Origin of the sequence: Algicella marina (assembly GCF_009931615.1) — a bacterium.
GTDB lineage: Bacteria > Pseudomonadota > Alphaproteobacteria > Rhodobacterales > Rhodobacteraceae > Algicella > Algicella marina.
In genome coordinates, this window is record NZ_CP046620.1 from 1,504,842 (window position 1) to 1,526,990 (window position 22,149).

Here is a 22,149-nt window from a genome sequence, read left to right on the forward strand (position 1 = left end):
GATGCAGACTTTCTCTCTCGGCGTCCTGCTCTTCTCGCTGATCGTCATCGCGCTGGTGACGATTATCCTCATGGCGCGTTCACGGCTGGTGTCCACCGGCAACGTCAACATCACGATCAATGGCGAGAAGACGATCTCCGTGCCGGCGGGCGGCAAGCTGTTGCAGACGCTGGCCGCTGAAAAGCTTTTTGTGCCCTCCGCCTGTGGCGGGGGCGGCACATGCGCCCAGTGCCGGGTTCGCATCCACGAGGGCGGCGGGTCCATCCTGCCGACGGAGGAGAGCCACATCACGAAGCGCGAGGCCGCCTGCGGCGACCGGCTTTCCTGCCAGGTGGCGGTGAAGCAGGACATGCAGGTTGAGGTGCCCGAAGAGGTGTTCGGCGTGAAGAAGTGGGAATGCACCGTGCGTTCCAACGAGAACGTCGCCACCTTCATCAAGGCGCTAGTGCTGGAATTGCCCGAGGGCGAGGACGTCAACTTCCGTGCCGGCGGCTATATCCAGATCGAGGCCCCTGCCCACCAGGTGAAATACTCCGACTTCGACGTGGAGGAGGAGTATCGGGAGGATTGGGACAAGTTCAACTTCTGGCAGTATGAATCGAAGCTGGAAGAGCCGATCGAACGTGCCTATTCGATGGCGAACTACCCCGATGAAAAAGGGATCATCATGCTGAACGTGCGCGTGGCCACGCCGCCGCCGCGGACGGAGGGTATACCGCCCGGCAAGATGTCTTCCTACATCTTCAACCTGAAGCCCGGCGACAAGGTGACGATCTCCGGCCCGTTCGGCGAGTTCTTCGCGCGGGAGACGGAGAAGGAGATGATATTCATCGGTGGCGGTGCCGGCATGGCGCCGATGCGCAGCCACATCTTCGACCAGCTCAAACGCCTGAAGAACAAGGATCGCAAGATCACGTTCTGGTACGGGGCACGGTCGAAGCGGGAAATGTTCTTCGTCGAGGATTTCGACGAACTGGCGGCGGAGTTCCCGAACTTCGAATGGCATGTGGCCCTCTCCGATGCCCTGCCCGAGGACGACTGGAAGGGCTACACCGGCTTCATCCACAACGTCCTGTACGAGGAATACCTCAAGGATCATCCAAACCCTGAAGACTGCGAATACTACATGTGTGGTCCGCCGATCATGAACCAGTCGGTGATCAACATGCTCCTCGAACTGGGGGTCGATCGCGAAGACATCATGCTGGATGATTTCGGCGGTTAGGAATTGAAGGGCGGCGCTGCGGTGCCGCCCTTTCCTTATTGCGGCGAGCCGATGCGCATGGGGCGCAAGCAATCTAGTCCATGAGCAAGTATCAGACTGGTCCTGTGGACCGCTGACTAAAGACTGTCGCGAGCAGGTCCGATGCCATCGCGGACACGCGATGCATCAGGCGCATGCGCCTGAACTCATTTTTAACTGATACTGGGAATTCAGGATTTCGCAGGTGGTTATCCGGTTTCGGATTGTCACCTGAAAAATGGTGCGGTCGAGAAGACTCGAACTTCCACGGGAGTTACCCCACAGCGACCTCAACGCTGCGCGTCTACCAATTCCGCCACGACCGCATGAAATGGTGTGGCGGTGTTTAGCGAAGGCATTCGGGGAGGGAAAGGGGAAATTGGCGACGCGGGAAGATTTTTTGCGCCGGGTGGGGGGTTATCTCGTGGCACAGTGTTTTTTGCGGTCGTGTTTCGCAGCGAACAGTCACGCAGCGCAACCTGTGGTGGAAAGGTGTCATGAACCAAGGTGGAGGCTGACATGAACATGATTACCTTTGTTTTCCTGCTGCTCGTTGCCGCAATGGCGTGGGTCGATCTCAGCACCAACACCCGCGTCGGCGGTATGGCCGAACGGTTGCTGGAGCGGGCGCAGGCGCTCTGACCGGCAACGGCTTGTAGCCGCTGCTGCCGAGGGCATATAATCGGGTTGCAACGGAGATTGACGCCCGATGAACGCCCCCCTTCTGAAACATACGCTTGACTGGACGATCAGCGCCGCGCCCGTGGAATATGCCGAGGCACTGGCGGCGATGGAGGCGCGGGTGGAGGGAATGCTCGCGGGTACGGCGGCAGAGCAGGTATGGCTGCTTGAACACCCTGCCCTTTACACCGCCGGTACCAGCGCACTGCCCGAGGATCTGCTGGAACCGGGACGGCTGCCCGTGTTTCAGGCGCGGCGGGGCGGAGAATACACCTATCACGGACCGGGGCAGCGGGTGGCCTACGCCATGTTGGACCTGAACCGGCGCGGACGCGACGTGCGGGCCTATGTCTGGCGACTGGAGGAATGGATCATCCGCACGCTGGAGGAATTCGGTGTGACGGGCGAGCGGCGGCCGGGCCGCGTGGGTGTCTGGGTTGTACGGCCCGAGAAGCCGCCAGCACCGGACGGCAGCCCGGCGGAGGACAAGATCGCGGCCATCGGGGTGCGGGTGCGCCGCTGGGTGGCTTTTCATGGAATCGCCCTGAACGTGGAGCCGGACCTGCGCGACTACGAGGGGATCGTGCCCTGCGGCATCAGCGGCCACGGCGTCACCTCATTGCTCGACCTGGGCCTGCCGGTGACGATGGCGGATGTGGACGTGGCCCTGAAGCGCAGCTTCGACATGGTATTCGGCCAGACCGGCTGACGGCGTGCCCGTCACGCCTCGGGAAATCCGGCCTGGCGAAGCGTGCCGATGTAGTTGTCACGGTCGAGTGAAGCGAGGGGTGGCAGGCAGGCCTGAAGATAGGCAAGCGTGACATGCGGCAAACGGGTCCGCAGGCGGGTGACGGCATCGCGCGCCTCCTCCAGCCGGCCCTGGCGCGCGTAGGCGACGGCCAGCATCCGCAGCGGCCAGTGGACGCCTGGATAGAGGCGCAAGCCCTCCTCGATCATCCTGATGCCCTTTTCCGTCTGGTCGCCCCAGCGGTAGAGCGTGGCGGCGCGGCCAAAGTGGATCTGATGCAGGAACGGGTCCAGCGGGCTGAGTTCCTCCGCCCTGTCGAAGGCGGCGAGCGCCTCCGGCGTCTCGGCCCGGTACTGGTGCAGCCAGCCCCTGCGCAACCATGCCCAGGCGCTGTTGGGATCGAGGCGCAGGGCGGTGTCGATGTGGTGACGGGCAAGGGCCATGTCCACACCCGCCTGGGCGCAGGTGGCACCGATGGCGACGAGCGTCGGCACGTGGTCTCCGGCGTGGCGGGCGGCACGGACAGCGAGGTCCATCGCCTCGGCCCGGTCTTCGCGCGGGTTGCGTGACCACATGTAGGTGACCTGGTGCGCCATCAGCCATGCCTTGAGACCGAGGGCTGGCGCGAATTCGGGGTCGCGCTCGATTGCCTCTGACACCAGCCGCAGTGCGTCCCTGCTGTCCGCCTGCTCCAGCGTCCAGAACTTCGGGTAGGCGAGCAGCGTCAGATCATAGGCGGTGCGGTCGGTCGGCGGGCGAGAGCGGGCGCGCTCGATCTCGGCGTTGCGCAGATTGGGAGATATCTGGCCGGCAACCTGCGCCGCGATCCTGTCCTGAAGATCGAACAGATCGTCGAGCCGGTCGTCGAATCGTTCGGACCACAGGGTGCGGCCGTCGGCGGCGGCAATCAGGTGGACGGCGATGCGCACCCTTTCGCCGGCGCGGCGCACGGAGCCCTCGACGATGTAATCGACATCCAGCCGTTCGGCGGCCGTGCTCTGGCCGGCCTGCCGACCGAGGGCCAGCGCCGTCTGGCGGGCGATGACGTGGAAATCGTGGACACGGCTGAGCGCTCCGGTGATTTCCTCGACGATGCCGTCGGCGAACATGTCGTCCTCGGCCGAGCCGATTTCCTCGAACGGCAGGACGACGAGGCCCGGACGCGGGCGGGTGACCGGCCGGGCGCGGGCGGGTGAGGCTTCCGTGGCGCCCGCCGGACGGTTGCGGATCGTCCGCAGCCAATCCTCGAATCCCTCGGAAGGCAGGTCAAAGCCCTGCATGAACACCCCCTGCCCCGTGCTGTCGACCTCACACCGGGTTTCGTCCAGCGCGATGGACTGGCGGTTGGCCGTCAGCAGGCCGTCCGGCAGGGCGCGGCGGAGGACCGAGAGTTCCTGGCGGAGGGAGGCGCGGGCCTGCTCCTCCGGCCGGTCGCTCCACAACAGGTCGGCGATCTCCGCCCGTTCTGCGCGCATCTGGGGTTGCTGCGAGAGGAAGGCCAGCATTGCCTGAGCACGCCGCGACAGCGCCGGCAGCGGGCAACTGGCGGACAGTCGGAAAGGACCGTGGACGGTTATGCGAAGATCGGCGCTCATGCGTCACTCTCTTCCACGGTTTTTGTGGGTCTGCATCCCTTTTTGCGGAATTTTTACGATGCGGATGCGAATTTGCGGGCGCCACTGATGGTGGAATTGCGGGCGGGTGCGAGTGTGGGACCGTCAACAGTGACAGGAGACAGGAGACAGTCCGATGACCATCGCAACCAGAACCACGAAATTCCACACCACCCTGCCGGCCGGATTCGGTGCGGAGGCGGGAAAACCGGCATGGCTCCGGGTGCTGGACTGGCTGGCGGCGGTGGATGGCAAGTATCGCGATGCCCGCGCACTGGCCGAGATGCCGGACTACATGCTGGACGATATCGGCCTGACCCGCGGCGAGGTGACCGGCCACCGCCGCTGACCGGCAGGGCGCCGCACCATGCGGTGTCTTCAGAACAGGATTTCCAGCAACGCACGGCGGCAGGGTCTCTGCCGCCGTCTTTCGTAGCAGTGCAGCGTGCCCTCAGAGCTTGGGACAGATCCGCCCGGAGCAGGTGACGACACCAGAGTCGATGCGCAGTTCACCAACCGGGGTCAGCAGCACGTAGACTTCGCCGTCGAAAGTTTTCAGCTGGCCGGAAACGATGGTGCCATCCTGTTTCGAACGAAGATCAACGAAACGGTCTGACGAGGCGGAGGCGGCAGTGGCGCAGAGGGTCAGGGTAGCGGCGGCCAAGGCAGCGGTGTGGGCAAGACGGGTCAAACGGTTACAAAACATGGTCATTCCTCACTCATTACAACTTCGAGCGACGACCGCGACGCGGCCGCGCCCTGTTTCAGGAACGGAGCCGCGGCGCCGCTGACACCTGAAACATATTCAGAGTATGATTGAAGGACGTAACTCACACCAGCATTTATTCAACTTTTAGGTTAGTTGCCGACAATCCGGGGCCCAAAGTGCCGCAGGTGGGGCGGCGTGCGCGACAATTGAACGCTGGAAATGGATGCCATTGGTGTTGAGCCTTTCCCCACTTGGCGCTAAACCAAGTGTCAACGCGACCGGTACAAGGTCGGCGTCGAAAAGTTGTCCAGGAGAGAAACACATGGCTGATGCTACAGCGCATGCCGGAGCGGAGCACGACACGCGGGGCTTCTTCACCCGCTGGTTCATGTCCACCAACCACAAGGACATCGGGATCCTCTATCTGATCGTCTCGTCGATCCTCGGACTGATCTCCGTTGCTTTCACGATGTACATGCGGCTGGAACTTATGGAGCCGGGCGTACAGTACATGCTGCTCGACGGTGAGCCAAACGGCCACCTATGGAACGTGATGATCACGGGCCACGGCATCCTGATGATGTTCTTCGTCGTCATCCCGGCCCTGTTCGGCGGTTTCGGCAACTTCTTCATGCCGCTGATGATCGGTGCGCCAGACATGGCGTTCCCGCGCATGAACAACCTGTCCTTCTGGCTGTTCTGCGCAGGTTCATCTCTGGCCGTCCTCTCGGTGATTGCACCCGGCGGCAACGGCCAGCTCGGTTCCGGGATCGGCTGGGTGCTCTACGCGCCGCTTTCGACGACGGAACAGGGGATTTCGACCGACCTCGCCATCTTCGCCGTGCACCTTTCGGGGGCATCGTCTATCCTCGGCGCGATCAACATCATCACCACATTCCTGAACATGCGCGCACCGGGCATGACCCTGTTCAAGGTGCCGCTGTTCGCATGGTCGATCCTCGTGACCGCGTTCCTGATCCTGCTGGCACTGCCGGTTCTGGCCGGGGCCATCACCATGCTGCTGACGGACCGGAACTTCGGCACGACGTTCTTCGACCCGTCGGGCGGTGGCGATCCGATCCTTTACCAGCACCTTCTGTGGTTCTTTGGCCACCCGGAAGTGTATATCGTGATCGTGCCAGGCTTCGGCATCGTCAGCCACGTCATCTCCACCTTCTCGCGCAAGCCGATCTTCGGTTACCTGCCGATGGTATGGGCGATGATCGCGATCGGGGCACTGGGCTTCGTCGTCTGGGCGCATCACATGTACACGGTTGGCATGAGCACGACGCAGCAGAGCTATTTCATGCTGGCGACGATGGTGATCGCGGTGCCGACCGGCATCAAGATCTTCTCGTGGATCGCCACGATGTGGGGCGGCTCCATCGAGTTCAAGACGCCGATGCTGTTCGCTGTCGGGTTCATCTTCCTGTTCACCGTCGGCGGTGTGACGGGGGTTGTTCTCTCGCAGGCCGCGGTGGACCGGGCCTATCATGACACCTACTACGTGGTGGCGCACTTCCACTACGTGATGAGCCTCGGGGCCGTCTTCGCGATCTTCGCGGGCGTGTACTACTGGATCGGCAAGATGTCCGGACGCCAGTACCCGGAACTGCTGGGCAAGATCCACTTCTGGATGTTCTTCATCGGCGCGAACGTGACGTTCTTTCCGCAGCACTTCCTCGGCCGTCAGGGCATGCCGCGCCGCTACATCGACTACCCCGTGGAATTCGCGACGTGGAACTACGTGTCCTCGCTCGGGGCGTTCCTTTCCGGCCTGTCGTTCCTGCTGTTCTTCGGCATCGTGATCTACACGGTCCGTGCCGGCAAGCGGGTGGAAGAGCCGGCCTACTGGGGTGAGCACGCGGACACGCTGGAGTGGACGCTGCCCAACCCGCCGCCGGAACACACGTTCGAGATCCTGCCGACGCGGGATATGTGGGACAAGCCGCATCACTGATGGCTCCTCACCGGGACAGACATGACGAAGGGGCCGAAACGGAAGTTTCGGCCCCTTTTGCTTTGGTGGACGCCAATGGCGCCGACCCGTTTGCGCGGACGGATGAGCCCGGTTACAGCATCACGCTGTGGCCCCACCGTTCCCTCAGCCCGGAGGGTCTGAAGGTGGTGTTGTGCATCGTTGGGTTCGGGCTGCTGATACCGCTGATCCCCTTCATCGGCACGCCCGTGGCCTGGGGCCTTATCCCCTTTCTGGTGATGGCGATGCTGGCCGTGTACGCCGCCTTCCGGCGCAGCTATCGCGATGGACGGCTGCACGAGGTGCTGCGGCTGTGGCCGGACCTAGTGACGGTGGAACGAGTGGACCCAAAGGGTGGGCGCAAGCGCTGGCATGCCAACCCGTTCTGGGTGGAGGTGGCGATCCAGAAGGATGCCAAGCTGGAGAACTACCTGACGCTGCGAGGCAACGGCCGCACGATCGAGTTGGGTGCGTTCCTAAGCCCGGAAGAGCGGGAGGAACTGTATCAGGAGCTGCAGGCGATGCTGAAGGCACCGCCGACGCGGATCTGAGGCAGGCGGCGGCGCGCCCCCTGCCCCTGTGCGTTCAGCCGAGAGCGGCCTTTACCTGCGGACCGACCCTGGCGAAATCCATCTGGCCCGCATATTTCGATTTGAGAACACCCATGACCTTGCCCATATCACGAATGGACGTGGCGCCGGATGCGGCGATCGCATCGGCGATGGCCTTCGCCTGTTCCTCTTCCGAAAGCTGTTTCGGCAGAAAGCTCTGGATCACGGAGATTTCCGCCCGTTCGCCTTCCGCAAGTTCGACCCGGCCAGCCTCGTCATAGGCGGCCGCGCTATCCTGACGCTGCTTGATCATTTTCGCGAGGATGCCGAGGATGTCGGCATCGGACACACCTTCAGTGTTGTCTTCCGACCGCGCGGCGATGTCCCTGTCCTTGATCGCGGCGTTGATCAGGCGCAGCGTGGAGAGACGCGTCGTCTCCCGGGCCTTCATCGCCTCCTTCAGTTCGTCGGACAGGCGTTTGCGGATCATGGTATCCTCGTAGATGGCGACGCCCCCAAGGCGGGCGACAAGGGGGCGTTATAGCGAATGCGGCCGGGAAGAACAACGGCGGCGCAACTTTGTAAGTCTTTGTTTTTCCGCAGTTTTACAAATTGGCACCCATGCTTGACGACGCAGTGGCGGGAGAGTAGGTTCGCACGGATTCAGACACAGGAACAGACCCATGACCGATACCGATCCCGCCGGGCTCGCCCCGGGAGCGCGCGCCGAAAGCGCAGACATCCCAACGGCTTGCATCGTACTGGCGGATGGGCAGGTCTTCCACGGCAAGGGGTTCGGGGCCACCGGTGTGGCCGTGGCCGAACTGTGTTTCAACACCGCGATGACCGGCTATCAGGAGATCATGACCGACCCGTCCTATGCCGGGCAGGTCGTGACCTTCACTTTCCCCCATATCGGCAACACCGGCGTAACGCCCGAGGATGACGAGACGGCGGAACCGGTGGCGGCCGGCATGGTAGTGAAATGGGACCCGACCGAACCTTCGAACTGGCGGGCGGAAGAGACGCTGGCGGCCTGGCTGGCACGGCGCGGACGCATCGGCATCGGAAGCGTCGATACGCGGCGGCTGACGCGGGCGATCCGCCATCAGGGCGCGCCCCATGCCGCCATTGCCCATGATCCGGAGGGCAATTTCAACATCGAGGAATTGCACCGGCTGGCCATGGGCTTTGCTGGGCTGGAAGGCGCGGATCTGGCGAAGGAGGTCAGTTGCACCCAGTCCTACCGTTGGGACGAGATGCGCTGGGCCTGGCCGGACGGGTTCCCTAAGCGGGAAACGCCGGGCCACAAGGTCGTGGCCATCGACTACGGTGCCAAGCGCAACATCCTGCGCTGCCTTGCCTCTGCCGGTTGCGACGTGACGGTGATGCCCGCGACGACGACAGCCGAGGAAGTGCTGGCGCAGAATCCGGACGGCCTGTTCCTCTCCAACGGTCCGGGCGACCCGGCGGCGACGGGTGAATACGCCGTACCGATGATCCGCGAGATCATGGAGAAATCGGAGATGCCTATTTTCGGTATCTGCCTCGGACACCAGATGCTGGCGCTGGCGCTTGGCGGGCGGACGCTGAAGATGAACCACGGACATCACGGCGCCAACCATCCGGTGAAGGACCATACCACCGGCAAGGTGGAGATCACCTCCATGAACCACGGGTTCGCGGTGGACAGCCAAAGCCTGCCGGACAACGTCGAGGAGACGCATGTTTCGCTGTTCGACGGCTCGAATTGTGGAATCGCGGTGAAGAACCGGCCGATCTTTTCGGTCCAGCATCATCCGGAGGCCAGCCCCGGCCCGCAGGACAGCTTCTATCTGTTCGAACGGTTTGTATCCTTCATGGAACCTCAGACGCAGCCAGCTTAAGGTTTTCTTAACCACACCGGCCCAGAGTCGATCCGTCGGATTGCCTTCAGGGTCGGAGTCGTTGTTGCGTGGCTGTGCTTCTCAAACCAGATGTGCCCAATTGGCGGGCCAGACCGGTGTTCGCGCACGGTCGACTGCGGCTGGACGAAACGCTCGCGGCGATTGCCGAACGCCGGAGCGACAACATTAGTGGCGCGCTGCATCTGCAAGGCGACCGACGTGCGCTGGCCGCACCCTCTCGCAAGGGGTTGCCGGAAGAGTTGCTGGCACGCTTCTCGGCCCGGTCTTGTCTCACACTCGGCTACATGCCCTGGGCGCGCATCGGCAAGACAATCATCATCGCCCTGGCCCGGCCCGGAGATATCGGTGCCATTCGCCGGGAGCTTCCGGACTGGGATGGTAAATACGCCTTTGCCACGGCACCACCGGACGAGATACGCACCGCCGTGGCGCAGGCCTTCAGCGACAGGCTGGCGCAGGCAGCCGAAACGCGCTGCCCGGCGTTCCTCTCCTGCCGCAACTGGCGGGTGAGCCGCCGTTCCGTGCTGGCACTGGCCCTCGTTCTGATTTCCACGCTGGCGCTGGCGCCGTTTGCGCTGCTTGCGGCGCTGCTGGTCTGGATCACGGCGATGAACTTCCTGACGATGGCACTGCGGGCTGTCGGATTACGGGAAAGCTTTCGCAGGATACCTGAGGAGGTAAGCCCCGGCGCCAACGTGACGACGCTGTTTCAGCATCGCACATTGCCGCGCGTGTCGCTGCTGGTGCCGCTGCTGGGCGAGGATGTGGTGCTGCGCAACCTCGTTTCCGCACTTGAGAAGACCAGCTACCCCCATGAGAGGCTGGACGTGAAACTGGTGATAGAGGCCGACGACCGGGCCACGATACTGGCGCTTGCGCAGATCGACCTTCCGGACTGGATGACGGTGCTGCCGGTGCCGCCTTCGGCACTGCGCACCAAGCCGCGGGCGATGAACTATGCTCTGGATTTCTGCGACGGAGAAATCGTCGGCGTCTATGATGCCGAGGACCGGCCGGAACCGGACCAGTTGCTGAAGGTCGTCGAGGCGCTGCATTCAGGCCCACCGGACCTTGCCTGCGTGCAGGGTTACCTCGACTTTTACAACACCCATACAAACTGGCTCTCTCGCTGCTTCGCCATCGAGTATGCCGTCTGGTTCCGGGTGCTGCTGGGCGGTGTGCAGAGATTGGGGCTGCCAATTCCGCTGGGCGGCACAACGGTGTTCTTTCGCCGCGCCCTCCTGCAGGAAGTCGGTGGTTGGGACGCTCACAACGTCACCGAGGATGCCGACCTCGGAATGCGGCTGGCCCGCTTTGGCTATCGCACGGAAATGGTGCCGACGGTGACGATGGAGGAAGCGAACTGCCACCCGATGGCATGGATCAGGCAACGGTCGCGGTGGCTGAAGGGCTATGCCATCACCTGGGCAACGCATATGCGCGAGCCCGGCGTCCTGTTGCGGGACCTTGGCGTAAGTGGCTTTCTCGGCCTTCAGGTGTTGTTCCTCGGCGGGTTGACCTCCTACCTTGCCACACCGTTGTTCTGGCTGCTGTGGACGGCCACGTTCGGGCTCGACCTCGCCCTCTGGCAGGCACTGCCGGCGCCACTGTGGATCGCATTCTTTAGTTCGATGATCATCGGTCAGATGCTGATGCTGGCAGTGGCCTTCCGCGCGACGAGTGCGCCGGAGCGGCGGCATCTGTGGCCGGTGGTACTGACGCTGACGCTCTACTGGCCATTGGGGGCCGTCGCTGCCTATCGTGCCGTGCTGGAATTGTTCACGAGACCGTTTTACTGGGCCAAGACACGGCACGGATTGTAGCCTGACGGTACGCGAAGCAAATGCGATGCGAATCCTGCGGGCGCCATGTAACGGCCTTTGGTTTAGTACGTTCGCGTCCCGTCGAGGTCACGATGCGGCGAAGTCAGTGTCTGGTGCGGACCGGGTCGCGGCGCTGTCGGAAATGTGGAGCCGTGAGGGGGCGGAACTGTCACTGTCCGATCGGGCCGGAGTGCGGCGCTATGAGTGTTGCCACGCGATTGATGGCTCGCCACGGTCCGGGGCTGGGTAGTTTAGTGGCCTGGGCCAGTGATGGACACAGCATCAAAAGAGTGCGGCACTGCCGGTTTGCGGGGCAGGCCTTGGGGAGTGGCACCGGAAGCCTGCAATAGTATCCAAACCGCGGCCTCGGCGGTCTTCTGGCAAAATTCAAATCAGGGACGGGAAGCGTGGTTGGTCCGGCGTCGTGTTGCGGAAGGCACCGCGGCGCTGACGGCGTTTTTGACATCGCGCGGGGTGCGGCTTTGTCAACGAGTTGGATTGATCATTGGCGTCGCATTGATGGGGTTGTGGCGCAGGCCCCGTCAGGGTTTGGGCGCGGAAGACGTGCTGTTGGCCCTTCCGTGCAGCCCGGTCGAGGGCAGTGGGTGCGCCTTGGCCGATGCTTCGATTTGCAGGCCCGGGTACTCGCGCCCGGTCTCAATCCATTGCGAAGAGCGGTCCGAGTTCGGGCCGGAAACGGTTCTTGGCGAGGTAGTTGCTGCGCTGGAACGTATCCAGCAGTTGGTCGCGTTCCTCCTGCGACAGGTCCGGCTTCTGCGGCACACCGCCGTTGGCGACAAGCTGGTCGAGCAGGACCGTGTCCGTGACGCTTTCCTTCACCCTTGCCGTGTGAAACGGCAGCGACAGTAATGCCCGCGGCAGGTCGGCCGCCTTCAGGAAGGACGGCAGCAGCGGCAACTCGTGCGGGTAGCGCAGGACGCGGATGTTCTCCTCGCCGACGGCGCGCATCCATGCCGTCAGCAGACCGTCGTAATCCATCTGGGCCTGGATCTCCGGTGCCTCGACCCAATCCCGGAACGGCCGGGATTCGGCGATGTCGGGGCGCATCACGTGCTCCCTGTAGGTCGAAAGGGCCCATTCGTCCTGACGGCGCAGAAAGACGACGACGCGGATGTCGAACCTTTGCTGCAAACCCTCGAAGAGCTGGGCTCCGGGATAGCGGTGAACGGCGAGGCCCTCGGCGCTGAGCAAGGTCGTGCGGCGGCGTTCGGCCCGAGACAGGTAGCGTTCAAGGACATCCCGGGCTGGGCCGAGCCTGGGATGGGGAGATCCGGTGGCAACCTCCGACTGCAGGGCTTCAACGATATCGGCGTGTTTCTCCAGTGGTCGGCCATCAGCGGCGGTGGCCTTGGGATAATGCAGACCGAAGGCGGGCAGAACGGCGCGGTTGCGGGCGAAAAAACGCTGCAGCGCTGAACTGCCCGTCTTCATGATGCCGATATGCAGGATCAGTCGGGGCATCAGCCGAAGCGCATTGTCACCGGCTCGAAGCCCGTGACCGTAAATTCGAGACTGCTGCCCGGCTCGACGGGGAGCGGCGCTAGATGTGCCCCGCAGAGCACCAGATCTCCGGCCTTCAGCCCCCTGCCCCGGCTGCCGAAATGATTGGCGAGAAAGGCGACGGCGGCGGCTGGTGGCTCCGGCGCGGCATCGGTCTCGTCAAGCAGGCGGGTGCCGTTCAGCGTCATGCGTGAATGACGCGGAATTTCCATCAGATCGGTCGGGGTGATCGCGGTGTCGCCGAGCACGAGGCCGGCGTTGAATACGTTGGTGGCGATGATGGAATGCGGGTCCGCCCCTGCTGCTACGGCACGCCGCTCCATGAGTTCGAAGCCAATATGTACGGACTCGATCGCGGCGGCAGCCGCATCGATACTGGCGCCGGCACCAAGATCACTACCCATGCGGGCGATGTATTCCGGCTCGATGGCGAGATGGCTGAAGGCATCAGCGGGGAGGCAGGCGCCATTTGCCCGCAGGTCATCCCGGAACACCCGCCCGAAGCCGGCGTGCGGCAGGCCGAACGCCCGCTGTTGCGCCGCGGTGTTCCAGGCGATCTTGTAGCCGGCGCAGCCGCCACGCGCGGCGGCGAGGATGTCCGTAACCCGGTCCTGAAGCGCAGCGGCGGTGGCGATGTCGGGCACCGCCGCGCTTATTTCCCGGAACGGGGCGCGGGCCGAAATCTCCTGCGCCAGAGCGTCTGCCAGTTCAGGCATTTGCCGCCCCGAGTTTCAGGCGCGTCTCGAAGGCGATGGAGATGTGCCCGCGAATGGAGCGATCGGCAAGTTCGCCGTCGCGGGCCTCGATGGCCTTGACGATCTCCACGTGTTCGTCGAGTGCCTTCTCGCCCCTGCCGGGCTGGGCGAAGGAGGTGGTGGTCATCAGGGCCATGGAGCGGTGGACCATTTCGAGCTGCTGGACGAGGTAGCGGTTGTGGGATGCGAGGTGCAATTGGCGGTGGAAGCGCTTGTTGGCACGAGAGAGGGCATCGGGATCGCCGGTGAGGGCGCGATCATCCTCGATCATCAGATAGAGGACGCGGATCTCTTCCGGTGCCGCATGCTGGGCGGCGAGGCGGGCGGCCAGCCCCTCCAGTTCCATGCGCACGACATAGAGTTCGCCCATCTGGTTGTGCGACAGGGTGGCGACGATCAGCGAGCGGCCATCGCGGGAAAGCACGCCCTGCGTTTCCAGCCGCTGAAACGCCTCCCGGATCGGCGTGCGGGAGACACCGAACCTGTCGGCGAGATCGGCCTCCACCAGCTTGTCTCCGGGCCGGTATTCGCCTGCGTCGATGGCGGCGAGCAGCAGATCGTAGGCGTCCTTCGTGGGAAGATCGGGCATTATTTTCTGTTCCTCTGTAAACTTCCTGATGTTTTGCTAGCCGGGGCGGGTGCCGTTGTCGAGAGTTTGGGCCGTGGCGAATGGCCACTGGCCGGCGGCAGGCCCTTGCCGTGCGGCGGTTTTGGGCGTAGGCGGCTGGTATGGTGAAAGCGGCTTTCGATCACGTTCAGGACTGGGTCTTCGACCTCGACAACACATTGTACGACCCCGGTGCCGATCTGTTCCTGCAGATCGAGAGCCGGATGTCGGGCTACATCATGGATGCGCTGGCGATTTCCGAGGCGGAGGCAGCGGTGCTGCGCGACAGGTACTGGCGCGACCATGGCACAACGCTGGCGGGATTGATGGAGGAACATGGGCTGGAACCGGACCCGTTCCTCGAAAAAGTCCATGACATCGACCTGTCGGGCCTGTTGCCGAGCCCGGAATTGAGGGCCGCGATAGCGGCGCTACCGGGACGCAAGATCGTCTATACCAACGGGTCGCGCCGCCATGCGGAGCGCGTGCTGGAGGCACGCGGGCTGGGTGGCGTGATGGACGCCTATTTCGGCGTCGAGGATGCGGGCTATCACCCCAAGCCGCACGGGTTGGCCTTCGAGCGCGTATTTGCGCTGGCGCAGTTGCGCTGCTCGGCGGCGGCGATGTTCGAGGACGATCCCCGCAATCTGGCCGTGCCGCACGGTTTGGGCATGAAAACAGTGCTGGTTGGACCGCATCAGGAGCATCCGCACGTGCATCACTCCACCGAGGATCTGGTGGACTTTCTGTCGCGGCTGGTTTGATGGCCGCGCACCGGGTTTCGCCCTAGGTTTGCGGCATGGATTTCGACACTGATATCGTGGTTTCCGGCGGTGGCGTTGCCGGACTGGTGGCAACGGCGGCCTTTGTCGCTGCCGGTTTCGACGTGACCTGTGTGGAGCCTTCACCACTCGTGGTGGCGGAAGGAGACACTGGCGCGGACCTGCGCAGCACCGCATTTCTGGAGCCTTCGATCGAGGTGTTGCGGGCCGCCGGCCTTTGGGCACGGCTGGAAGGCTTCGCGACAGATCTGCGCGTCATGCGACTGGCGGATGCCGGCGGTGCGGAAAATTCCATTCGGCAGGTTCAGGATTTCCGGGCGGAGGAGATCGGACAGGAGCGATTTGGCGCCAATCTTCCGAACTGGCTGCTGCGGCGCGAGATGGTCGCGCATCTGGAGCACTTGGCGGGGGCGCGGCTGGAGCGCGGGGTTTCCGTCGTGCGCCACACCGGGCGGACGGCGGGCGCGATTGTTGGCCTCAACGACGGGCGGCAGGTGCGTGCCCGGCTGGTTGTGGCGGCGGACGGACGCAACAGCCAGTTGCGCGAGGCAGCCGGTATCGGTGTGCGGCGGGTAAGCTATGGCCAGAAGGCGCTGGTGTTCGCAGTGTCGCACCCCCTGCCACATGAGTTCGTCTCCACCGAGATCCACCGCAGCGGCGGGCCGTTCACGCTGGTACCATTGCCGGACAGGGAGGGTGTGCCGCACTCGTCCGTTGTCTGGATGGAGATGAATGCGCGGGCGGCAGAACTGATGGCGCTGGACAGCGATGCTTTCGAGGATGCGCTGAATGCGCGAGCCTGCGGGGTGCTGGGGCATCTGCGGGTGGCGACGGGCGTTGGGGCGTGGCCAATAATATCTCAGAAGGCGGAGCGGTTGTTCGGGCCACGGCTGGCGCTGATCGCCGAAGCTGCGCATGTGATTCCGCCGATCGGAGCGCAGGGGCTGAACATGAGCCTGAAAGACATCGCCGTGTTGCGTGACCTGATGGTCGGTGCAGGCGATATCGGCGACCGGGCACTGCTGGAGCGTTACGCGCGAGCGCGGGCTGGCGATATTGCCACGCGCATCGCGGGCGTCGATGCGCTGAACCGGGCGGCGATGGCGGAGGCGCAGGGTTTGCGGGACCTGCGGAACCTCGGATTGCGGGCGATGGCGGAGGGGCCGTTGAAGGCGGCGGTGATGAAGGCCGGGCTGGGGTGAGCCAGCGCCGTATCAGATCGGCAGTGGCCGGGTTTCGCTGCTGAGCAGGACGTTCGATTCCACATCGCCAACGCCCGGCAGGGTCATGATGCGGCGGCGCAGGATGCGTTCGAAATCGGCAATATCGCGCGCCACGACCTTCAGGCGATAATCATAGAGCCCGAGGACGTGCTGGACGAGCTGCACTTCCGGAATGGCGGTGACGGCGCGTTCGAAATCGGCGAGCGAGGCGCGGCCACGGCCGGCGAGCTTTATGCCGAGAAAGACGGAAACACCGTATCCGAGGGCATCGGCGTTCACCGTGATATGGCGGCCGGTGATCACGCCCGCCTCTTCCAACCGCCGGATGCGGCGCCAGGCGGCGGGCTGGGAGAGGCCGGTTGCCTCGCCGACGGCCTTGGCGGAAAGGCCGCCGTCAGCCAGCAGGGCGCGGAGGATGGCGCGGTCTGTGTCATCAAGATCGATCATATCGGCACCGCGCCGGTGTTCTTGAGTTCCGAGACGAGCATCAGCGCCTCGATGTCGGCGATGTGCGGCAGGGCCAGTATTTGCTCCTTGTAGATCTGCTGGTAATGGGCGAGATCGCGGGCGACGATTTCCAGCCGGATGTCGACGCGGCCGAGCAATGTCTGGATTTCCTGCACGAAGGCGATTTTCCGGGCTTCAGCGGTAAAGATGTCGAAGGCGTTCGAGACTGTCTTGTCGAGTGTGATGCGGAGCGAAACCTGAACCTCAAAGCCAAGGGCCTTGGGGTCAATCGAGATCGTGCGACCGGTGATGACGCCCGCAGCCTCCAGTTTTTCGACCCGTCGCCATGCGGCACCGGCGGACAAGCCGGCGGCATCGGCAAGCTCCGAATTGGCGAGCGTGGCGTCGGCCTGGAGGAGGCGGAGAATGCGTCTGTCGGTATCGTCGAGTGCTTGCATGTTTTACGCGAAATTTGTTGAGATGGCGAATGATCTTTCGCTCATTTTGTCCATTTATGCAATCTGAGAAGAAAGTATCGGCGCACATAGCCTATTCTGCAGCCGAAGACTGAACCCGGAGGAACGGATATGCGCGTCTACTACGATCGCGATTGCGACATCAACCTGATCAAAGACAAGAAGGTCGGCATCATCGGCTATGGTTCCCAGGGCCATGCCCATGCGCTGAACCTGCGCGACAGCGGCGCCAAGAACGTGGCCATCGGCCTGCGCGACGGCTCCGCTTCCAAGGCCAAGGCCGAGGGCGAGGGCCTGCAGGTTATGGGGCTGGCCGAAGTGGCCGCCTGGGCCGATGTGCTGATGATGACGATGCCCGATGAACTGCAGGGCGAGACCTACAAGAAATACGTGCATGACAACCTGCGCGAAGGTGCGGCGATTGCCTTTGCCCACGGCCTCAACGTGCATTTCGGCCTGATCGAGCCGAAGCCGGGTGTCGACGTGATCATGATGGCACCGAAGGGCCCCGGCCACACGGTGCGCGGTGAGTTCGTGAAGGGCGGCGGCGTGCCCTGCCTCGTGGCGGTTCACAACGACGCCTCCGGCAACGCGCTGGAAATCGGCAAATCCTACTGCTCGGCCATCGGCGGCGGCCGGTCCGGCATCATCGAAACCGACTTCAAGGAAGAGTGCGAAACCGACCTCTTTGGCGAGCAGGCGGTGCTGTGCGGTGGCCTCGTGGAATTGATCCGCATGGGCTTCGAGACGCTGGTGGAAGCCGGCTACGAGCCGGAAATGGCCTACTTCGAGTGCCTGCACGAAGTGAAGCTGATCGTGGACCTGATCTACGAGGGCGGCATCGCCAACATGAACTACTCGATCTCGAACACCGCCGAATACGGCGAATACGTCTCCGGCCCGCGTGTTCTGCCCTACGACGAGACGAAGGCGCGGATGAAGGCGATCCTGTCCGACATCCAGACCGGCAAGTTCGTGCGCGACTTCATGAGTGAGAATTCGGTCGGCCAGCCGTTCTTCAAGGGCACGCGCCGCAAGAATGACGCGCACCAGATCGAGGAGGTCGGCGAGAAGCTGCGGGCGATGATGCCGTGGATCTCCGAGGGCAAGATGGTGGACAAGAGCCGGAACTGAGGCCTGCGGGCAATTTGCTGCGGAGGGCGTCCGAACGGGCGCCCTTTTGCTTTGCCGCTTTGGCTGGCGGATCGGGAGCAGCCCCGCTAAAAGAGGGCAAACGTTTCAGGAGTTTCCATGCTTGTTTCCCTGCTTCTGCGCTGGCTGGCAGCCTTCGTGCTGGTCGTCATCACCTACAATCCGACCGAACTGAATTACGTCCGCTGGGCGCTGGGGGACGGCGCGGCCAGCCTGCCGCTGGTGATCCTGTTCGGGGTCATCCTGCTGGTGGGTTACGTCATCTTCCTGCGGGCCACCTTCCGCTCCATCGGCGGGCTGGGTATTCTGCTGGTGGTGGCGCTGGTCGGTGCGTTTCTGTGGGTGCTGTATGATTTCAACATCATCAGTCTGGAAAACCCCGGTGCGCTGACGTGGATCGGGCTGGTGGCGGTTTCCTTCATCATGGGTGTGGGGCTGAGTTGGTCGATCATCCGCCGTGGGCTGTCGGGCCAACTTGACGTTGACGATGTCGAGGAGTGACGGCGGCGACCGGCACGTCATCACGGTTCTTTCAGCGGGAAACTTCATAATCGGCATGGGCGCCTTCGTGGTGATCGGCATTCTCGTGCCGCTCTCCGACGACTTCGCGATCAGCCACGCGGCGGCGGGCTGGATGATGACTGTCTACGCCATGGCCTATGCGGTGCTTTCGCCGGTGCTGATCGCGCTGACCGGTGAGTTGGGGCGGCGGCGGTTGCTGATGTTCGCCTTGGCGCTGTTCGCCTTTGGCACGCTGTTGTCGGCGCTGGCGCCGACAGTAACGCTCTTGTTCGCCTCGCGTATTCTCGTGGCTGCCGGCGCTGGCCTGTTCACCCCGGCCTCAGCCGCGGTGGCGGCCCTTGTCAGCGCGCCGGAGCAGCGTGGGCGGGCGTTGGCGCAGGTGGTGTTCGGGCTGACGCTGGCACAGGTATTGGGCGTGCCGGTGGGCAGTTTCATCGCCTATGCCCTGGGCTGGCGGGCGAGTTTCCTGCTGGTAGTGGTTCTGGCCCTGCCCTGCATCTGGCTGATCGCAAGGATCGTGCCGCGCGGCCTGCAATTCCAGCCGACGCGTCTGGGAACACTGGGCCGGGCGCTGCTGGACTGGCGGATGATGCTGGCGGTGTCGTTCACGGCAAGTTTCATCGGCTCCATCAACGTGTTCTATACTTACTTTGCGGCGTTTCTTGCCAAAATTCAGGGCTATGAGCGCAACGGGGTTACGCTGATGCTACTGATCTTCGGTGTCGGCGCGGTGCTCGGCAACCTCGCCGGTGGATGGATGGCCGATCGGCTGGGGCCTGTACGGACGCTGGCGATGCTGACACTTTCGCAGGTCGTGCTGATGCCTCTCTATTCCTATCCCATGGTCGTCGGGGGCGGCATATCCTTTGCGCTGCTGGCGACGCTGACATTCATCTGGTCGGTTTTCGGGTGGTCGTTCATGGCGGCGCAGCAGTTGCGCCTGCTGGCGCGCGCACCGGAGGCACAGACGGTTGTGCTGGCGCTGAACGCTGCGGCGATCTACGTGGGATTCGCCATGGGTGCGGCCTATGGCGGCGCGGTGATCGAAGCTTATGGGCTGGGGCCGTTGGGCATTTCGGCCGGGCTGTTCGCGGCGCTGGCGCTGGTGCATCTGTTTGCGGGGGAATCGGCCGCGAAAGAGCGTTGATTTGGCATCGACAATCCATAAGTGAGCCGGTAGACAGCAGCCCAGCCAAGGGAAACACCGTTCTATGGAAAATATCGTTCTTACACTGCATCTGCTTCTGGCACTGGCGCTGATCCTATCCGTTCTGTTGCAGCGGAGCGAGGGTGGTGGTCTTGGCATAGGTGGCGGCGGCGGTGTCGGTTCTTCCCGGCCTCCCACATCTCCGGTGGCGAAACTGACATGGATGCTGGCCATCGGCTTCATCATCACCAGCCTGGCGCTGACGTGGATTTCGGCCAGCAACAACGGCGGGCGTTCGGTGATCGACGGGCTGACGATCGAGCAGGGCGAGGACGGTACCGATCTGTTGCCGCCGGCGCTCGGCGAGGATTTGCTGCCGCCAAGCGCGGAAGACGCGCCGACGCCGCCGCCTTCCGATGATGCACCTACGACCCCGCCGCCGGCGGAGTAAGGCACCTTTCGTTGGGGCAACTGCTTGTTGCCCCTTCCCTACAGTCTACAGGATATTGCGGTTCGAGCCTTGCCCGAACCTTCCGAATCCGCTATCTCTTAAATCCCGTGGGCATGCATTTGTTCAGCCCCTGTGATTGCAAATTCCGCCGCGGGAGTACTTCATGGCCAGGTTCGTTTTCATCACCGGAGGCGTCGTCTCGTCGCTGGGCAAGGGATTGGCATCGGCCGCTCTTGGCGCATTGCTGCAGGCACGTGGCTATTCAGTACGACTGCGCAAGCTTGACCCCTACCTGAACGTCGACCCCGGCACGATGAGCCCGTTCGAACATGGCGAAGTGTTCGTGACGGATGACGGCGCCGAAACCGATCTCGACCTCGGCCACTACGAGCGCTTTACGGGCGTAGCCGCCCGCAAGACCGACAGCGTGAGTTCGGGGCGGATCTATTCCAATGTGCTGGAGAAGGAGCGCCGCGGCGACTATCTGGGCAAGACGATCCAGGTGATCCCGCACGTGACCGACGAGATCAAGGATTTCATCGCCATTGGCGAGGACGAGGTCGACTTCATGCTGTGCGAGATCGGCGGCACGGTGGGTGACATCGAGGGGCTGCCGTTCTTCGAGGCGATCCGTCAGTTCGCGCAGGACAAGCCGCGCGGGCAGTGCATCTTCATGCATCTGACACTGCTTCCCTATATCGCCGCCAGCGGTGAGTTGAAAACCAAGCCGACGCAACATTCGGTGAAGGAACTGCGCTCCATCGGGCTGGCGCCGGATGTGCTGGTCTGCCGGTCCGAAGGGCCGATTCCGCCGAAGGAGCGGGAGAAGCTGGCACTGTTCTGCAACGTGCGGCCCGACAGCGTGATCGCGGCGCAGGATCTGAAGAGTATCTACGAGGCGCCGCTGGCCTACCACCGGGAAGGGCTGGACCAGGCCGTGCTGGATGCCTTCGGCATCTCCCCTGCCCCGCAGCCGAACCTCGCCAAGTGGGAGGATGTGGCCGATCGGGTGTATAACCCGGACGGCGAGGTGCGGGTGGCCATCGTCGGCAAGTACACGCAACTCGAGGATGCCTACAAGTCGATCGCGGAAGCACTGACGCATGGTGGGATGCACAACCGGGTGCGGGTGCGGGCCGAGTGGATCGACGCGGAGATTTTCGACCGTGAGGACGACGTGGCGCCGCTGCTGGAAGGTTACCATGCGATCCTTGTGCCCGGTGGCTTCGGCGAGCGGGGCACGGAAGGCAAGATCAAGGCCGCGCAGTTCGCACGGGAGCGGAGGATTCCCTATCTCGGCATTTGTCTCGGCATGCAGATGGCGGTGATCGAAGCCTCGCGCAACCTATTGGGAATGGAGACCGCGGGTTCTGAGGAATTTGACCAGGAAGCCGGCGTGAAGCGGTTCGAGCCGGTGGTCTACCACCTGAAGGAATGGGTCGAAGGCAACCGTACCATCCAGCGCGACAAGGATGACGACAAGGGCGGGACGATGCGGTTGGGTGCCTATGACGCAGTGCTTAAGGACGGCAGTCGCGTGGCCAAAATCTATGGCGGAACGGGCATTTCCGAGCGACATCGCCATCGGTACGAGGTGGACATCAAGTACCGCGACAAGCTCGAGGCTGCGGGGCTGCGGTTTTCCGGCATGTCACCGGACGGCCGGTTGCCGGAGATCGTGGAGGTCGATGGCCATCCCTGGTTCATCGGCGTTCAGTTCCACCCGGAACTGAAATCGAAACCCTTCGCGCCGCATCCGCTGTTTGCCGATTTTGTGAAGGCTGCAGTCGATCAATCGCGCTTGGTCTGAGCG

23 protein-coding genes and 1 tRNA gene are annotated in these 22,149 nt (G+C 63.4%); 15 read left to right on the forward strand and 9 right to left on the reverse strand.

Annotation, left to right across the window (positions count from 1 at the left end; all coding sequences use genetic code 11):
- Position 1 precedes the first annotated feature (1 nt).
- A complete protein-coding gene (nqrF, locus tag GO499_RS07515) occupies positions 2 to 1,225 on the forward strand; it encodes an NADH:ubiquinone reductase (Na(+)-transporting) subunit F (protein ID WP_161861620.1) in 1,224 nt (407 codons plus the stop codon).
- A 257-nt stretch (positions 1,226 to 1,482) separates the two neighbouring features.
- Here the strand turns inward: nqrF and GO499_RS07520 are convergent.
- Positions 1,483 to 1,569: transfer RNA gene (locus tag GO499_RS07520), tRNA-Leu, on the reverse strand.
- A gap of 193 nt (positions 1,570 to 1,762) precedes the next feature.
- Here GO499_RS07520 and GO499_RS19680 point away from each other — a divergent pair.
- Positions 1,763 to 1,885, forward strand: coding sequence for a hypothetical protein (locus GO499_RS19680; RefSeq protein WP_284154925.1), 123 nt, complete (start codon positions 1,763 to 1,765; stop codon positions 1,883 to 1,885).
- 67 nt (positions 1,886 to 1,952) lie between these two features.
- On the forward strand, positions 1,953 to 2,633 hold the full coding sequence (gene lipB, locus GO499_RS07525; RefSeq protein ID WP_161861621.1) for a lipoyl(octanoyl) transferase LipB: 681 nt from the start codon (positions 1,953 to 1,955) through the stop codon (positions 2,631 to 2,633).
- Positions 2,634 to 2,644: 11 nt separating this feature from the next.
- Here the strand turns inward: lipB and GO499_RS07530 are convergent, their stop codons facing one another.
- Positions 2,645 to 4,267 (reverse strand): tetratricopeptide repeat protein, encoded by a 1,623-nt coding sequence (locus GO499_RS07530; protein WP_161861622.1) that lies wholly within the window; start codon positions 4,265 to 4,267, stop codon positions 2,645 to 2,647.
- Between the two features lie 154 nt (positions 4,268 to 4,421).
- Between GO499_RS07530 and GO499_RS07535 the strand changes: the two genes are divergently transcribed.
- Complete coding sequence (locus GO499_RS07535) at positions 4,422 to 4,634, forward strand: DUF1127 domain-containing protein (protein ID WP_161861623.1); 213 nt, start codon at positions 4,422 to 4,424, stop codon at positions 4,632 to 4,634.
- 102 nt (positions 4,635 to 4,736) lie between these two features.
- Here the strand turns inward: GO499_RS07535 and GO499_RS07540 are convergent, their stop codons facing one another.
- On the reverse strand, positions 4,737 to 4,997 hold the full coding sequence (locus GO499_RS07540; RefSeq protein ID WP_161861624.1) for a hypothetical protein: 261 nt from the start codon (positions 4,995 to 4,997) through the stop codon (positions 4,737 to 4,739).
- A 319-nt stretch (positions 4,998 to 5,316) separates the two neighbouring features.
- On the opposite strand from GO499_RS07540, the gene ctaD reads away from it, so the two are divergent.
- Both ctaD and GO499_RS07550 read left to right on the forward strand, forming a co-directional pair.
- Positions 5,317 to 6,954, forward strand: a complete 1,638-nt coding sequence (gene ctaD, locus GO499_RS07545; protein ID WP_161861625.1) for a cytochrome c oxidase subunit I — start codon at positions 5,317 to 5,319, stop codon at positions 6,952 to 6,954.
- On the forward strand, positions 6,954 to 7,523 hold the full coding sequence (locus tag GO499_RS07550; RefSeq protein WP_161861626.1) for a DUF2244 domain-containing protein: 570 nt from the start codon (positions 6,954 to 6,956) through the stop codon (positions 7,521 to 7,523). The genes ctaD and GO499_RS07550 overlap by 1 nt, the downstream gene beginning before the upstream one ends.
- A gap of 34 nt (positions 7,524 to 7,557) precedes the next feature.
- Here GO499_RS07550 and GO499_RS07555 read toward each other — a convergent pair whose 3' ends face one another.
- Positions 7,558 to 8,013, reverse strand: coding sequence for a GatB/YqeY domain-containing protein (locus GO499_RS07555; protein ID WP_161861627.1), 456 nt, complete (start codon positions 8,011 to 8,013; stop codon positions 7,558 to 7,560).
- A gap of 193 nt (positions 8,014 to 8,206) precedes the next feature.
- On the opposite strand from GO499_RS07555, the gene carA reads away from it, so the two are divergent.
- Positions 8,207 to 9,409: a glutamine-hydrolyzing carbamoyl-phosphate synthase small subunit gene (carA, locus tag GO499_RS07560; RefSeq protein ID WP_161861628.1), complete on the forward strand. Its 1,203-nt coding sequence runs from the start codon at positions 8,207 to 8,209 to the stop codon at positions 9,407 to 9,409.
- 68 nt (positions 9,410 to 9,477) lie between these two features.
- A complete protein-coding gene (locus GO499_RS07565) occupies positions 9,478 to 11,253 on the forward strand; it encodes a glycosyltransferase family 2 protein (RefSeq protein ID WP_161861629.1) in 1,776 nt (591 codons plus the stop codon).
- 657 nt (positions 11,254 to 11,910) lie between these two features.
- Here the strand turns inward: GO499_RS07565 and GO499_RS07570 are convergent.
- From GO499_RS07570 to GO499_RS07580, 3 genes are read right to left on the reverse strand one after another with little or no spacing between them, the layout of a single operon-like run.
- Positions 11,911 to 12,735 carry a hypothetical protein gene (locus tag GO499_RS07570; RefSeq protein WP_161861630.1) on the reverse strand — a complete coding sequence of 275 codons (825 nt, stop codon included), beginning with the start codon at positions 12,733 to 12,735 and terminating at the stop codon, positions 11,911 to 11,913.
- A complete protein-coding gene (locus GO499_RS07575; protein ID WP_161861631.1) occupies positions 12,735 to 13,490 on the reverse strand; it encodes a fumarylacetoacetate hydrolase family protein in 756 nt (251 codons plus the stop codon). The genes GO499_RS07570 and GO499_RS07575 overlap by 1 nt, the downstream gene beginning before the upstream one ends.
- Complete coding sequence (locus tag GO499_RS07580; protein WP_161861632.1) at positions 13,483 to 14,118, reverse strand: GntR family transcriptional regulator; 636 nt, start codon at positions 14,116 to 14,118, stop codon at positions 13,483 to 13,485. Before GO499_RS07580 ends, GO499_RS07575 begins: the two co-directional genes overlap by 8 nt.
- A gap of 140 nt (positions 14,119 to 14,258) precedes the next feature.
- Between GO499_RS07580 and GO499_RS07585 the strand changes: the two genes are divergently transcribed.
- Positions 14,259 to 14,900 (forward strand): pyrimidine 5'-nucleotidase, encoded by a 642-nt coding sequence (locus GO499_RS07585; RefSeq protein WP_161861633.1) that lies wholly within the window; start codon positions 14,259 to 14,261, stop codon positions 14,898 to 14,900.
- A gap of 35 nt (positions 14,901 to 14,935) precedes the next feature.
- Entirely contained in the window at positions 14,936 to 16,120 is a 1,185-nt protein-coding gene (locus GO499_RS07590) for an FAD-dependent monooxygenase (protein ID WP_161861634.1), read from the forward strand.
- Between the two features lie 12 nt (positions 16,121 to 16,132).
- On the opposite strand, the gene GO499_RS07595 is transcribed toward GO499_RS07590, so the two are convergent.
- Both GO499_RS07595 and GO499_RS07600 read right to left on the reverse strand, forming a co-directional pair.
- Entirely contained in the window at positions 16,133 to 16,588 is a 456-nt protein-coding gene (locus GO499_RS07595; protein WP_161861635.1) for an Lrp/AsnC family transcriptional regulator, read from the reverse strand.
- Positions 16,585 to 17,046: an Lrp/AsnC family transcriptional regulator gene (locus GO499_RS07600; protein ID WP_161861636.1), complete on the reverse strand. Its 462-nt coding sequence runs from the start codon at positions 17,044 to 17,046 to the stop codon at positions 16,585 to 16,587. The genes GO499_RS07595 and GO499_RS07600 overlap by 4 nt, the downstream gene beginning before the upstream one ends.
- A gap of 129 nt (positions 17,047 to 17,175) precedes the next feature.
- On the opposite strand from GO499_RS07600, the gene ilvC reads away from it, so the two are divergent.
- From ilvC to pyrG, 5 genes are all read left to right on the forward strand, one after another.
- On the forward strand, positions 17,176 to 18,198 hold the full coding sequence (gene ilvC / locus GO499_RS07605) for a ketol-acid reductoisomerase (protein WP_161861637.1): 1,023 nt from the start codon (positions 17,176 to 17,178) through the stop codon (positions 18,196 to 18,198).
- Positions 18,199 to 18,315: 117 nt separating this feature from the next.
- Entirely contained in the window at positions 18,316 to 18,717 is a 402-nt protein-coding gene (locus tag GO499_RS07610; RefSeq protein WP_161861638.1) for a DUF6524 family protein, read from the forward strand.
- On the forward strand, positions 18,704 to 19,885 hold the full coding sequence (locus tag GO499_RS07615) for an MFS transporter (RefSeq protein ID WP_161861639.1): 1,182 nt from the start codon (positions 18,704 to 18,706) through the stop codon (positions 19,883 to 19,885). The genes GO499_RS07610 and GO499_RS07615 overlap by 14 nt, the downstream gene beginning before the upstream one ends.
- A 64-nt stretch (positions 19,886 to 19,949) precedes the next feature.
- Complete coding sequence (secG, locus tag GO499_RS07620) at positions 19,950 to 20,336, forward strand: preprotein translocase subunit SecG (protein WP_161861640.1); 387 nt, start codon at positions 19,950 to 19,952, stop codon at positions 20,334 to 20,336.
- Positions 20,337 to 20,499: 163 nt separating this feature from the next.
- A complete protein-coding gene (gene pyrG / locus GO499_RS07625) occupies positions 20,500 to 22,146 on the forward strand; it encodes a CTP synthase (RefSeq protein WP_161861641.1) in 1,647 nt (548 codons plus the stop codon).
- Positions 22,147 to 22,149 lie beyond the last annotated feature (3 nt).